The 13,059-nt window shown below is 42.3% G+C and carries 11 protein-coding genes and 1 tRNA gene; 4 read left to right on the top strand and 8 right to left on the bottom strand.

What is annotated here, in order from left to right:
* Window positions 1-183: 183 nt before the first annotated feature.
* From ASN18_RS12410 to ASN18_RS12390, 5 genes are all read right to left on the bottom strand, one after another.
* Window positions 184-257 (bottom strand) — tRNA-Arg (locus ASN18_RS12410).
* A 66-nt stretch (window positions 258-323) separates the two neighbouring features.
* The gene (locus ASN18_RS12405; protein WP_085053067.1) at window positions 324-1,448 is read right to left on the bottom strand and encodes a glycosyltransferase family 4 protein; all 1,125 of its coding nucleotides are present in this window, start codon (window positions 1,446-1,448) and stop codon (window positions 324-326) included.
* A 1-nt stretch (window position 1,449) separates the two neighbouring features.
* Window positions 1,450-2,433, bottom strand: a complete 984-nt coding sequence (locus ASN18_RS12400; RefSeq protein ID WP_236861726.1) for a glycosyltransferase family 2 protein — start codon at window positions 2,431-2,433, stop codon at window positions 1,450-1,452.
* Between the two features lie 155 nt (window positions 2,434-2,588).
* A complete protein-coding gene (locus ASN18_RS12395) occupies window positions 2,589-3,110 on the bottom strand; it encodes a class I SAM-dependent methyltransferase (protein WP_085053065.1) in 522 nt (173 codons plus the stop codon).
* 13 nt (window positions 3,111-3,123) lie between these two features.
* Window positions 3,124-4,131: a glycosyltransferase family protein gene (locus tag ASN18_RS12390; protein WP_236861725.1), complete on the bottom strand. Its 1,008-nt coding sequence runs from the start codon at window positions 4,129-4,131 to the stop codon at window positions 3,124-3,126.
* Window positions 4,132-4,403: 272 nt separating this feature from the next.
* Here ASN18_RS12390 and ASN18_RS12385 point away from each other — a divergent pair, with 272 nt between their 5' ends.
* Window positions 4,404-5,882 carry a B12-binding domain-containing radical SAM protein gene (locus ASN18_RS12385; protein WP_085053064.1) on the top strand — a complete coding sequence of 493 codons (1,479 nt, stop codon included), beginning with the start codon at window positions 4,404-4,406 and terminating at the stop codon, window positions 5,880-5,882.
* Between the two features lie 61 nt (window positions 5,883-5,943).
* On the opposite strand, the gene ASN18_RS12380 is transcribed toward ASN18_RS12385, so the two are convergent.
* Entirely contained in the window at window positions 5,944-6,918 is a 975-nt protein-coding gene (locus ASN18_RS12380) for a radical SAM protein (protein ID WP_085053063.1), read from the bottom strand.
* A gap of 184 nt (window positions 6,919-7,102) precedes the next feature.
* Window positions 7,103-7,978 carry a phosphotransferase gene (locus tag ASN18_RS12375; RefSeq protein WP_085053062.1) on the bottom strand — a complete coding sequence of 292 codons (876 nt, stop codon included), beginning with the start codon at window positions 7,976-7,978 and terminating at the stop codon, window positions 7,103-7,105.
* 122 nt (window positions 7,979-8,100) lie between these two features.
* Between ASN18_RS12375 and ASN18_RS12370 the strand changes: the two genes are divergently transcribed.
* Complete coding sequence (locus ASN18_RS12370) at window positions 8,101-9,336, top strand: radical SAM/SPASM domain-containing protein (protein ID WP_236861724.1); 1,236 nt, start codon at window positions 8,101-8,103, stop codon at window positions 9,334-9,336.
* 158 nt (window positions 9,337-9,494) lie between these two features.
* Here ASN18_RS12370 and ASN18_RS12365 read toward each other — a convergent pair whose 3' ends face one another.
* Window positions 9,495-10,475 (bottom strand): GDP-mannose 4,6-dehydratase, encoded by a 981-nt coding sequence (locus ASN18_RS12365; RefSeq protein ID WP_085053068.1) that lies wholly within the window; start codon window positions 10,473-10,475, stop codon window positions 9,495-9,497.
* A gap of 131 nt (window positions 10,476-10,606) precedes the next feature.
* Here ASN18_RS12365 and ASN18_RS12360 point away from each other — a divergent pair, with 131 nt between their 5' ends.
* Both ASN18_RS12360 and ASN18_RS12355 read left to right on the top strand, forming a co-directional pair.
* Window positions 10,607-11,842, top strand: a complete 1,236-nt coding sequence (locus ASN18_RS12360) for a hydroxymethylglutaryl-CoA lyase-like TIM-barrel protein (protein ID WP_085053060.1) — start codon at window positions 10,607-10,609, stop codon at window positions 11,840-11,842.
* Complete coding sequence (locus ASN18_RS12355) at window positions 11,839-12,924, top strand: isocitrate/isopropylmalate dehydrogenase family protein (protein ID WP_085053059.1); 1,086 nt, start codon at window positions 11,839-11,841, stop codon at window positions 12,922-12,924. The genes ASN18_RS12360 and ASN18_RS12355 overlap by 4 nt, the downstream gene beginning before the upstream one ends.
* Window positions 12,925-13,059 lie beyond the last annotated feature (135 nt).

The following is a 13,059-nucleotide window of genomic DNA, read 5'->3' as shown; positions in this document are numbered from 1 at the left end:
GGGAAATGGGATATGCGCCTACGGCTGAATAATGGGAGCCGGATGAGCTGAGAGGTTCACGTCCGGTTCTGCGAGGGGCTGGGGGTGCAAACAGGGTGCAACTCTGCACTAAAACACTCCCCAGCTATCCTTGACATGCCCAGACACGACTTTGTAGTTTGGCTTTCTACGCGGGATTATAAATGCCCCCTGCAAGGCTCGAACTTGCGGCCCCAGGATTAGGAATCCTGTGCTCTATCCTACTGAGCTAAGGGGGCATCTTCGGGATATTAACATAATACTGTACGCCAACTCAAGAATTGCCAAAATTTTTATTTCCGCTGTCAACCCCTGTGCAGCGCTGTCCCAAAGGCCGTGACCATTCTGGCGCAGAACTTACTCCATGTGAGATTATCTCTGACAAACTCCTTCCCGCGCTTTGCCGTTTGCTTGTGTTTGTGCCGGTTGAGGTACACATCCATGAGCGCCCCTGCGTAGTCTTCAGTTACTGTGCCGACTGCACCGGAACTTATCACTGAGGCTGCTGTCATCTCCGGTGATACAACCACAGGGGTCTCAGCCGAGAGCGCCTCAAACGGTGAGAGCCAGCCGCCCTGAGATTTTACCGGATGCAGCAGTACATCGGCTGCGTAGTAGAGTTCCCTGAGTTGCTCCCTGTTTATATGTCCGGTGAACTCTACAATGTCGTTGAGACCATGTTCGCTGATATATCTCTTTACTGCTTCAAAATATGCCCCGCCCTGAAATCCCGCCAGTATCAGTCGTATTTCAGGGATTTTATCCCTTAACGAATGGATTGTCTTAACAGCTTCGAGTTGATTTTTATACAGGTTAAACATACCCGACTGAAGGACGGTGAACCGGCCTGTTTTTACCGGTATCGTCTCAGGTGCCGTAGAGAAAAATTCGTAGTTTATCCCGTATGGGATTATCTGGGGCGTAATCCCGTAGAGCGACTTAAAGCGTGCGGCATTAAACTCATCTGCCACTACGACATTTTTTAAATAGCGCCTGACGATAAACTTATCGAAGCCATAAAACAGTGTCTTAAGAAATCGCTTAGGTGTGCCTTCGCGCTCAACACTGCCGCCTAAGAACACCTCCGGAGGTTCGTTGCAAAGCCACACGGCGGGCTTCGATGTTGTAAATGCCGAGAGTTCGGCAGGGCAGTTGTGCAGATTTATTACGTCAAATCTTTTGGCATGGCGGCGCACTCCCTTGCTTAAGAGCCATGTGTTCTTGAGCAAATCGCGCCAGTCGTTTGATGCCCCAAACGGCAGTGTTATGATTTCCGAGTCAACAATATCCCTTTTGATTTCGGGGATGACTCCGGTTGTGAGCAGGGCGTGTTCGATTTTGTTTTTTGAGAGATAGTTTAAAAGCTCCACTATGACCAGTTCTGCCCCGCCGTAGATATACATCTGTGGGGCTGCGATAAGTATGCGCATATTAATACAGCAGACGCCTCATAAGTTTTATAAACGGCTTTAATTTGTTCATTGCAGCCTTTATGATAAAATGAGCAACAATGTCGGCAATTCTGATGCCTTCATCTCTTGCAGATTCTAAAACATAAATTAGCGATTTTAAATAATTTGACTTCATAGAAAAGTTATGACTATTGAAAAATTTCATTATAAAGAGTATTCTTAGTTGCTCACCGTAAAATCTGGTTAGTTTTGATGGTTTAATGTCAACCATGCGTGTGAGTATGTGAGCGGCAGAAAGAAAATTTTTCATTATATCCTCAGCTTTTGAGTTGGCTGTAAATCTCTGGGGATTTTTGTATATCCCCAGGACAACCCTTGGCCTTGTACTAAAATAGACATATTTGCGTTTTAATAGTGCCTGTCCTGCAAAAATCTGATCGGCACAGTATGGCAGCGCCTCATTTAACTGTATATCTATCAGGTCAATAACCCGCATAAGGTTTGCCTGAAGATAGCCGCATATTAGCTCTCCATCGTGGAGTAGTCTGTCCTGAATAAATTTTATTCCCTCTTTTTTGACACTTCTGCCTTCAAACACATTTATTAGTGCACTTTGCCCCTGGCTTGTTTCAATAAAAAATGGCGAAACGCTCATGGAAATAGAATCATCCCTTTCCATAATGCGCGCAAGCTCATGTATATCGTTATCTTTATGAAACTCATTTGTAACGAAAAGGAAGTTCAGGTAAGTGCCTCGTGCCTCAGAGATACATTTTTTCCAATTAGGCAGTCTGCCAATGTTTACTGAGTTTTCTATAATTCTAATATTTGGGAAAAGCGCTGTTAACTCCCCTGCAATTTTAACTGAATTATCAGTAGAGGCATTATCTACAATCAGTATCTCGAAGGCATCATGAGGCAGACTAATATTCCGGCAGGAAATTATTGTGTCTCTAATATAAGCAGCTCCGTTATAGTTTGGTATCGCTACTGTTAGTAACACAAAATATATCTCATCTTAAATAACTAAAAATTCTTAACCTATCAACCTCTACTTCGAGGAAGAACTCTTCGCTGCGCTTAATCTGCTGTGTGAGCTTCCAGGGGCCGCCGTCATTGGCAACATATAAATAATCCGGAGAGAGGCTTTCAGAAGTATTATGAAAGGCAATGTATCCACCCTTTTTTTATGATTTCAAGCGAATTGTCAAAATCGCGTTTTACAGCCCCATACTTGTGGTTACCATCTATAAAAATCATGTCAAAATGCGTCTGACTTTTTTTTAACTCCGGCAGCACCTGAGCCGAATCTCCTTTTATAAGGGTAACTCTGTCACGGCCAACATAGTCCATCACAGTCTTGACGGGAAAGGTTTCACATACATGTGTGTTTCCATCCTCAGGGACGAAATCCTCAAAATAATCAATGCCTGTAAAGGTGGTATGTTTTGTGTGATTCTTTAGAAACTTAAGCGTGCCGCCTTTAAATATCCCTATCTCTAAATATGATGGATCATTTACTTCCCTTTCCAATTCCATCAGCACCGCTAAAAGTGCGTACATCTCCCGTACCGTCAGGTCTGTGAGATATTTACTCTTTTCAATGTTTTGAGGGTCGTGCCTTAATGTCTCTACCACAATGTGAGGTAAGGCATATTTAATATATTTCCTTAAATCCATCGTCTTGCCCTGGTCATAGATTTGTAAACCTTAAGGAATCCTCAAGCATCTCCCTGAGATCGGCAGAGTCTCTTTTAATATTAATAGCATCGCAGCTTTTAAATGGGTTTGTTCTGGAGTAGTCGTTGATGATTACCCGCTTTGAATGGAAAATGCCAAAGATTATTTGGTGATAGCAAATTCCCGCTTCTTGTAATTGTCTGATTGTGATGGCCTTATAGGTCTCTTTTCTTGCCGTTGTAATAATAATATTTACCCTGCCGGTGTTGTATAGCTTGTTTATGACTCCTATGTTTTCCTTTATGCCACTGGCAGTTCCCCATAATGGGTCAAAGTATTGGCCGGAATTTTTCATTAATACACCGTCTAAATCCACAAAAATAGTGCTGTAGGTTGCTTTATACGCATTCCAGTCTTCAAGCGTACCCCAGTCTGCGTAATCTGTTACAAACAATGGCTCAAACACCGAATTTTCTAACAGCATATCATAGATTATGTGAGAGACATAGAGGTTTTCGTATGACTTTAATTTATTAAAATGTCTTAAATACTCATCTGCCGATAAGAAGGAATATCCACCGGTACAAAAAAATGAACTGATCACCTGTTTTTCGACAATGTTTTTTACCAGCTTATTGTCATCCAACATGATATAGCTCTTATTGCCTGCGTTGACAGAAGGCATTTTGCTTATATCGTACACAGCAACTGCGTTTTGTTGTTGAATTTTACAGTTGAAGGTATTATCGGAATCTTTTATAAAAATAGGTCCTTTAATGGTTTCATGTTCGATAGCCCTTGCTATTGTCTCTGGCTGGCTGTTTGTTGGGGTATCAAGTACCACTGTGGTGAGTCTGTCTTCAACGCCTATATCCCTGAATGCCTCTGCTAGTCCTGACAGACAATTATATCTGTCAACATGTTCTTTAAGGATAACCAGATAAATCCTGCCGACATTGGTTAAATCTAAACCCCGAATTGATTCGGTCACCATGAGATTGCCATTTGGGTGGGTTAACATCCACTTAGGTCTCATCTCTGGAAACCTCTGGGATTGCCCTGCTGCAGGTATGATTAAGCTCACCATTGTGATGTTATGCTATCACAGTGTCCCACTGTATGTCAATACGATTCAAGGTGAATTAGTTCTATCCATAAGCTACTGGTGTTTTGCCAATATACGTTGCCTATAAAAATAAATGACTTACGATTTACCTTACGCTGCTTAACACATAGTTGTAATATGCTCTCTACACATGCTACAATGGTGCTAAGAAGGAGGACAAGTAAAATATGAAAGCACGGGTACTGCTGATTGATCCCCCGTTCCAGGTATTTTTTGAACAAAGCCATAATCAGTTTCCTTTGGGGTTAGGATATCTGGCAGCATCTCTTGAAAAAAACGGCATTGAAACATTAATTCTGAATGCAGATTACAGCCCTACGATTAAATCAGTGGTATCCGAAAAACAGATGATTGATAAATATGAAGATTATATCAATGCCATAAAAACACATGACCATCCCTCTTTTAAAGAAATCAGGGCCATAATTGAGGATTACAATCCAACCATTGTTGGCGTCACCGTGAGGACCCCTAAATATATGTCTGCATTAATAGTTGCTTCTGTCGTTAAGTCTGTAAACAAGAATATATCTGTCGTTTTTGGAGGCGTTCATCCGACTCTTTTACCTGAAATTGTGATTAAGAATGAAAATGTTGATTTTGTGGTCAGAGGCGAAGGTGAGATAACTATCGTAGAGTTAGTGAAAGGATTAGTTAACGATATTGAAAACGTTAAATCAATAACATATAAGAGGAACGATACGATTATTCATAATCCTGATAGGGAGCTTATTCATGATATGGATTCAATCCCTTTCCCTGCAAGACACCTGATGATTAAGAAAACAGACGATCCCAATTATTATAATATTATATTTGCCACAAGAGGATGCCCTCATAATTGTACCTTTTGTGCATCTAAAAATATTTGGACAAGACAAGTGAGGTTTAGATCACCCAAAAACGTAGTAGATGAAATTGAGTTTGTAAAAAACAAATATAAATGTAATATATTTAACTTTATTGATGATAGTTTTGTTGTTAATCCAAAATATACCATTCAGATATGTGATGAGATAAACAGGAGAAAGCTGAAAATAAAATGGGTCTGTGAGACCCCTGCCAGTTCTGTTACAGACGACCTTATTAAACAAATGAAAGCTGCAGGGTGTTATTCGCTAATGTTTGGCGTTGAGTCAGGTAATGCCGAAATATTAAAAAAAGTAAATAAATCATCAACAAAAGAAGAAATGATACTGGCGGCAGCGCTGGTTAAAAAATACAAATTGAGACTAACGTGCGCATTTATGATAGGATTTCCCTGGGATACCCGTGACACGATAAGAGAGACTGTCGAATTTATGAAAGAGCTTGACCCTGACCTGGCAGGTATTAGCATTACGATACCGTACCCTGGAACGGAACTGTACAATACATATATAGAAGAAGGCTGTTTTAATAAAGAAGAAGATATCGACTATACATATTTTAATCAAATAAATCCACGAATGTTTAATCGGAATATCGAGGAAGAGGATCAGATAAAGATTGTTGCCAATATTGTAAAAATATTTAATAATCACAATAGATTGAAATTAATTAAAGGTTTATTTAATAATCCCAGGTTATATTTTAACCTTCTAATAGGAAATAAAAATATTGGTGTCAAACTACTAATTAATATGTTGAGGTATTTGATAAGATAGCTTTCAACGACAGATATTACGATGTTATAGGTTTCATCTATGTTTCATTATATAACCGGAACTATTGATATTTATTGCAGTTTTTACAGATTTGGTTATATCTTTTGCTCTTATGAAAGTTTTTGACAATATCAGAGGACAGTGTTTTTGATAATGAGCCATCTGCGTAAACATTGCCTAGGTTAAACACTCTGTAATCGCGTCTGAGACAGCATGGTAGCATATAACCACTCCAATTTATCAAAAACTCGTCCACAGTCCATCTGCAATTTTCGTATAAATCTTTTCCATTAAAAAGTACGGAGGGCTCCTGATATGTGAATATATCATGTTTATGACAAAATTGTATTGCGCCGTTTAATTCATTTTTTATAGTAGCCGCCATTTTTGGTTCAGAAAGCCCTTCCCTGTTATTGCCGTATGGACTCCAGTCTTCCTGAAGATTGAAAAATATGGAGTCAAACCGCACTTCTGCTAAAAAATATACTATATCCATGAGTTCCATATAGTTATGAGAGCTTATCGTAGTGGCAAAAGACAACTCCACAGGAATATTAACGTGATCCCTGATGGTTCTCATTTTTATAAGGTTTTCTTTTAGTTGAACTAAATTAAGATTCCGTCTTAGAATATTGGCTCTATCGGCGTTGACTGTGTCAACAGATACTCTGATTCTATCAATATTTTTTAAAACATTGCCGAGCGCTTCACAAATAATAGTACCATTTGTGAAGACATCTACCCATATATGTCTTTTTTTTAATTCCGAAAAAATCTCTGCAGCACCTGTATGCAAAAAAGTCTCACCAAGGTCTACTATTACGACTATGGAATATGTAGGGATTTCTCCTATCATAATTTTTAGTTTTTCCACATCTGCAAAACCTTGTTGCTCATAATTATCTCTTGTACACAGACTACACCTCAGATTGCATACGCTGCTTATTCCTAAATTATACATAAGCGGAAGTGACCCTGTGAGTTTTCTTATATATTTTTTCAGGTTGTGCCTAATTAAAAAGACAGCTTCAGCCATAGGCCTTCTTAGTAGAGTTTTCCTAAAGAAATTAGCAATCACATTATCTCAGCGGCAGCAAAGCCTTAGAAACTGCTGTATATTGCTCTCTGCACGCATTATGAAAAAATTCACAGTAGTGTGTTCTATGTCCATATCTTCATTTAAACTTAACATAATTCTCTCATATTATCATAGTGCTTTATCATAAGTCAAGACTGCAAGCGCTTATGATTTTTAACATTGTATCCTTTAAATACTGAGTAATTAAAGGTGTTTTAGAATATGGTATAATTCTTAGAAAATTAAAGAATTGTAATAGGCTGTAGTGTTCTGCATAAAACTTGTACCGCATAAAGTAGGCGTGAACAGCATCGTCGATATATTTCATAATTATTAGAATTTTTGTCCTGTCATAATCTGATTGAAAGAGGTTTAGAGACCAGTTATAACATGCATCCTGCCTTATTTTTACAATGTCCTGAAGTGGGGTTTCTATGAAATTGTCTAAAAAATCAATTAGCACCAAAGACTCACCAGAAAAAAGCATATTTGAAAAAGTTAAATCGCCATGACAAGGTCCAAGGGGCAGTTCAATATTTTCTCTAATTGACAATACAGCTTTGTCAAGTCTGCCGATAAACTCATTATCAATTTCAGGCAGCAGTGGGTTCAGCATTATATTTCGTCTGATATTCTCGTATTTATTTAAGAAAAATTCTTTTTTAACAGACGCAATTGTACTGCTGCTAATACTATTTTCGATAAACGAGATAATGCGGCTCAGAGTTAAATCGATTTCCCGTTTCGATGAGAGCTGTAAGTGTGTAATGTAATCGTTACAATTGTAATAGTCCATGCAGAAGCCATATGTGCTGCCGTCATGGTATTCACCGAGTACTTTCGGAATTATCAGATAATCAAAAGTGTTTCTTTGATAAAATAATTCCTGCTTTTCCTTCTGTTTCCTAAGACGCGGGATGTAATCATTGTCAGATATGGTTTTTCTGGCTGCGTATTTGCCATTTAGCCAGATAACTTCAACGCAGCACCCGGAATTGCCCTTAATTTTTATGTTCATAGCTGTGATAATCCTATTATAGCAGACACTGAATTTACTGTACAAGCCCTTGTGTTTTTTATATGTGTGCTGGTAGTATAAGTACGGTTGGACTAACAAATCAAGCTACAGTGGAGCTGCCTATGCCCTCTGATTTGAACAAACAGATATTTGGCCCGTTTACTGTGAAGACTAAGTATGCGAGGCGTCTGTTAAAAGATTTAAGCAGCTTTAAATATCTTTTTTTATCAGGCAGCCATGCTGAATTCAAAAATTTTCTGTATTCCAAAACAATGGTCCCTACAGGTGAGGGATCGCAGAAATGGCTTTATTACCTAACTGATTACAGAAAAATCAAAAAAGACCCTTTTAATGCCCCTCTTCCCAAGTACATTGAAATGGAGACTACCACCCTTTGTAACAAGCGCTGCCATATCTGCGAGTACATCTACTGGCCAAAAGATGAACAGGTTAAACGGCATCTCACGCTTGATGAGTTTAAACATGTGGTAAATCAAATCCCTGACCTTCGCTGGGCTAACCTTACAGGGGAGGGTTCGTCTTTTCTCAACAAAGACTATCCTTTGATGTTGAAATACCTGTCGGACAAGACAAAGGCATCGATATGGCTTGTTGACCACCTGAGCGATATAACTCAGGAGCAGCTTATACAGGACGTTTTTCCTTTTGTTAAAGGGATTTATGTCTCTTGTGACGCTGCAACAAAAACCACCTATGAATCTATAAAGGCAGGATGTAATTTTGACAACGTTGTGGCTAATCTGCGCGCAATTATCGATTATAAGCGCAGGCATAAAACACCATTTCCTCATCTGACCTTCAGATATGTAATCCTGAATAATAATATGCATGAAATGCCTCAGTTTCTTGATCTGTTGAACTCAATAGCAGAGGCCCATGAATGGGGCGGGTCTTCTTCTTATGTGGAGTTTACCGGTCTGTTGTTTTTCCCTGAAATTGAGCATTACTTTGTAGATGAGGTGCCGCAGGCTATAATCAAAGAATTGTTAAAGCGAAAGGGAGGGATTGATTTTCAATTTGTACATGCCGAACAGAAAAGGAACCCGCCGCTTGAGCGCTGCGATGCGTGGATGGAGCCATATATTATGCTGCCAGGCTATGTGCTTCCCTGTTGCAGTGTGATGATGTCAAACAGGAGGCCGTTTCTAAGGCACTACTCGTTTGGAAATGTATTCGAGAAGGATTTTAAAGAACTCTGGAGGGGTGATTATTATTCGCGGTTCAGAAAAACCGTATTAGACCCATGCGGGGCGGTTCCCAGTCTTTGTGTCGGCTGCAGGGCCTTTCAAACGCAGCACAGAATTGATAAATATGGAATCTGGGACATACACAAGTAGCCATTGGGCACGTAATCAAGACTATCTTTAACTGTCTACGGTGAAGTCTCTCCGAGTCTATCACTATGCGGAAGGATAGTGCTTAGGGCCTGCTTGTAAAATGTGCTGCGGCGTAGGATACAGCAGTCCATATGTGCGCCTCAAGCCGGAGTGGTACTTCAGCATCCTGAGAGCCTTGCAATGTCTGCATCCACCATCATGTGTACAATAGCCTCGAATGTTAACTTAGGTGACCAGCCGAGGACTTTTTTAGCCTTTTCAGGGCTGCCCAAAAGCGTGTATACCTCTGTGGGGCGGCTGAATTTTGAATCATACCTGACATAACCACCCCAGTCGTCTATGCCCAGACGCTTAAACGCGGTGTCAAGAAACTCGCGTATGGAGTGGACTTCACCTGTGGCAATGACATAGTCATCCGGTCTTTCGTGCTGGAGCATGAGCCACATTGCCTCGACATAATCACCTGCAAAGCCCCAGTCGCGCCGTGTGTCGATGTTGCCAAGTATCAGTTCAGCGGCAAGGCCAAGTTTAATTTTGGCCGCCCCGGTAGAAATCTTCCGGGTGACAAACTCCTGTCCTCTGATCGGGGATTCGTGATTAAAGAGTATGCCGTTAGCGCAGAACATCCCGTAGCTTTCCCGAAAGTTTACGGTCATCCAGTAGCTGTAGAGCTTGGTAACGGCGTAGGGGCTTCGCGGCTTAAACGGTACTGTCTCGTTTTGGATGCCGCCAACGCTGTTGTTGCCAAACAGGTCACCAGTTGACGCCTGAAAGAGCCTCGCGCCTGGGGCAGCAGAGCGTATCGCGTGAAGCAGGTAAAGCACCCCAAGGGAGTTTACCTCTGTGGTGGTCTTTGGCTGCTCCCATGAGACGCCGACAAATGACTGGGCGGCAAGATTATATACCTCGTCAGGGGTGATGAGTTTTATGATGGACATAAGGGATTTTTCATCGGTTATGTCACCGGTAACAAATTCTATGCCGCTGGTAACGCCCAGATAGTCCGTGTTACTGAAGTTGGGATTAGAGTACCGGCGAATAAGCCCATAGACCCTGTATCCCTTGTCAAGAAGCAGACGAGCCAAATATGGCCCATCCTGCCCAAGAATTCCGGTGATTAATGCCGTTTTTTTTGCCATTTTCACGATGTACCTCTCATTTTTTGCACCCTCTCAGCCTTGAAATCGATTATAACAAAAATTGCTTGATATTAAAAATAAAATATAGTATAGTTACAGTCTAAAATTCCGAACGAAAGAGGTTAAGAGAAATGGCAAACACTGTACACATCATTGACGTGACGAATCGTGACGGCGTTCAGACGTCCAGGATACTCCTTCCTAAGCTGTCAAAGACGATGCTCAACATCTATCTCGACGAGATGGGGATATTCCAGTCCGAGGTAGGGTTCCCGACACTAAAGCATGAGGTTGGATATATCAATTCCAATCTAAAGCTGTTTGAAAAAGGTGTTATGAAGCAGATTCATCTTGAGGGCTGGTGCAGGGCTGTGGTAGAGGACATTGAGACAACATTTAAGAATTGTCCAAAGATGAAGCATATAAACATCTCCGCCTCCACGTCCGACATTCTCATACAGGGCAAGTTTCAGGGCAGGAAGACATTTAAAGATGTAATAGACGGGATGGTAAAGGCACTAAGGGCGGCCAAAGACGCGGGGGCAGAGACCGTTGGGGTAAACGCAGAAGATGCCTCAAGAACTGATATAGATAAACTTGAGGAATTTATAATCGCCGGTAAGGAAAACGGCGCCTCAAGGTTCAGATACTGTGATACGCTTGGCAGTGAAGACCCGATTTCCATGTATGAAAAGATAAAGACCCTGTCAGAAAGGACGAAATTCCCTATAGAGATGCACTGCCACAACGACCTCGGCATGGCTGAAGCGATATCCATAGCTGGGGCACGCGGCGCAATCGAGTGCGGGATAGACACATATGTCAACACGACCGTTAACGGCTACGGCGAGCGCGCGGGGAATGCCGACCTTGTATCGATACTCCTGGCGCTGAAGTTTTCTCCGTATTTCATAAAGCAAGGGATCGTGAGCGACGAAGTCAATCTAAAGATGTCATGGAAGATTGCGCGCTATGCCTCATATGCCTTTGGGCTTCCAATTGCAATTAACCAGCCCGGCGTTGGGGCGAATGCCTTTGCCCATGAATCCGGTATTCACGCCGACGGCACACTCAAAGACCGGCGCAACTACGAACTCTATGACTATGAGGAAGTAGGACGCGGCGAACCAGACCTCCTGCAGACAGGCAGGGTGATAACCACAGGGGCATATGGCGGCGTTACGGGCTTCAGGCATGTGTATGACGGCCTGGGGATTCACTTTAACAGCGACTACGAGGCCAGAGAGATACTTGAGCTAGTCCAGTACGCAAATCTCCACACGCAAAAACCGCTGACAGACGACGAGCTGAGGTTAATCGCAAATCACCCCGACGAGGCAAGGGGAATACTGAGGTTAAGCCTATGACAACACATAATATAACGCTGATACCGGGTGATGGCGTAGGGCCGGAGATAACTGATGCAGTGGTGAGGGTGATAGCCGGTGCCGGTGTCTCAGTAAACTGGGACATTCAGCACGCGGGAACAGATGTCTTTGAGGCCGAGGGTGATCCGCTTCCCAGGCGCGTCATAGACAGCATCAAGAAAAATAAGGTAGCGCTTAAAGGCCCGGTTACAACGCCGGTTGGAACGGGCTTCAGGAGTGTAAATGTAACGCTGAGGCAGGAGCTGGATTTATACGCCTGTCTGCGCCCGTGTAAGTCATATGAGGGGGCGCGGTCTGTTTATCCCAATGTTGACCTTGTCGTAGTGCGGGAAAACACCGAAGACCTGTACGCCGGTATAGAATTTCAAAAGGACAAGCAAGAGACGTTGCAACTCATAGATTTCATAAAATCAAAGACGAACAAGTCCATCCTTGCCGACTCAGGCATAAGCATAAAGCCGATTTCTGTTTTCGGCACAGAGAGGATAGTTCGGTTTGCCTTTGAGTATGCCAGAAAAAATGGCAGAAAGAAGGTAACCTCAGTCCACAAGGCAAACATAATGAAACATTCCGATGGGCTGTTCTTAGATGTAGCCAATAACGTAGCGAAGTCATACCCCGACATCGCTTACGAGGACAGAATCATCGACAACATGTGTATGCAGTTGGTGCAGAAGCCGGAGTTATATGATGTGCTGGTGCTGCCGAACCTGTACGGCGACATAGTATCAGACCTTGCGGCGGGGCTGATAGGCGGGCTGGGGCTTGCCCCGGGGGCAAATATAGGCAGTGAGATGGCGGTCTTTGAGGCCACACACGGCAGCGCGCCAAAGTATAAAGGCCTAAACAAGGTAAACCCGATGGCGATGATGCTCTCAGCAATAATGATGTTAAACTACATAGGCGAGCGCGATGCAGCCACACGTCTGGACAATGCAATTGCCTCAATAATCAAAGAGGGCAAACACGTCACCTACGACATGAAACCCACGCCTGATGACCCCACAGCGGTAGGGACAAAAGAAGTCGCAGACGAGATCATAAGACGCATTAATGGGTAGCTAACCCTTTTGACTCTTTAGGAAGGAATAGAAAACAAGGGGCAGCCCAATACTGTGCGGTACAGGAATTGCTTAACAATTTACGGTAGAGGTTGAGAGCAGTCCTAAAGCTACAATTATCAGCACATCTTATAA

It is taken from the genome of Candidatus Magnetominusculus xianensis (genome assembly GCA_001541255.1).
Lineage (GTDB): Bacteria > Nitrospirota > Thermodesulfovibrionia > Thermodesulfovibrionales > Magnetobacteriaceae > Magnetominusculus > Magnetominusculus xianensis.
This window is presented reverse-complemented; position numbering and strand designations above follow the sequence as displayed.

Bases quoted from the DNA above. Each gene is read 5' to 3' on its own strand.
- ASN18_RS12405 (WP_085053067.1), bottom strand. From the start codon at position 1,448: ATGCGCATACTTATCGCAGCCCCACAGATGTATATCTACGGCGGGGCA.
- ASN18_RS12395 (WP_085053065.1), bottom strand. From the start codon at position 3,110: ATGGATTTAAGGAAATATATTAAATATGCCTTACCTCACATTGTGGTA.
- ASN18_RS12390 (WP_236861725.1), bottom strand. From the start codon at position 4,131: ATGTTAACCCACCCAAATGGCAATCTCATGGTGACCGAATCAATTCGG.
- ASN18_RS12385 (WP_085053064.1), top strand. From the start codon at position 4,404: ATGAAAGCACGGGTACTGCTGATTGATCCCCCGTTCCAGGTATTTTTT.
- ASN18_RS12380 (WP_085053063.1), bottom strand. From the start codon at position 6,918: ATGGCTGAAGCTGTCTTTTTAATTAGGCACAACCTGAAAAAATATATA.
- ASN18_RS12375 (WP_085053062.1), bottom strand. From the start codon at position 7,978: ATGAACATAAAAATTAAGGGCAATTCCGGGTGCTGCGTTGAAGTTATC.
- ASN18_RS12370 (WP_236861724.1), top strand. From the start codon at position 8,101: ATGCCCTCTGATTTGAACAAACAGATATTTGGCCCGTTTACTGTGAAG.
- ASN18_RS12365 (WP_085053068.1), bottom strand. From the start codon at position 10,475: ATGGCAAAAAAAACGGCATTAATCACCGGAATTCTTGGGCAGGATGGG.
- ASN18_RS12360 (WP_085053060.1), top strand. From the start codon at position 10,607: ATGGCAAACACTGTACACATCATTGACGTGACGAATCGTGACGGCGTT.
- ASN18_RS12355 (WP_085053059.1), top strand. From the start codon at position 11,839: ATGACAACACATAATATAACGCTGATACCGGGTGATGGCGTAGGGCCG.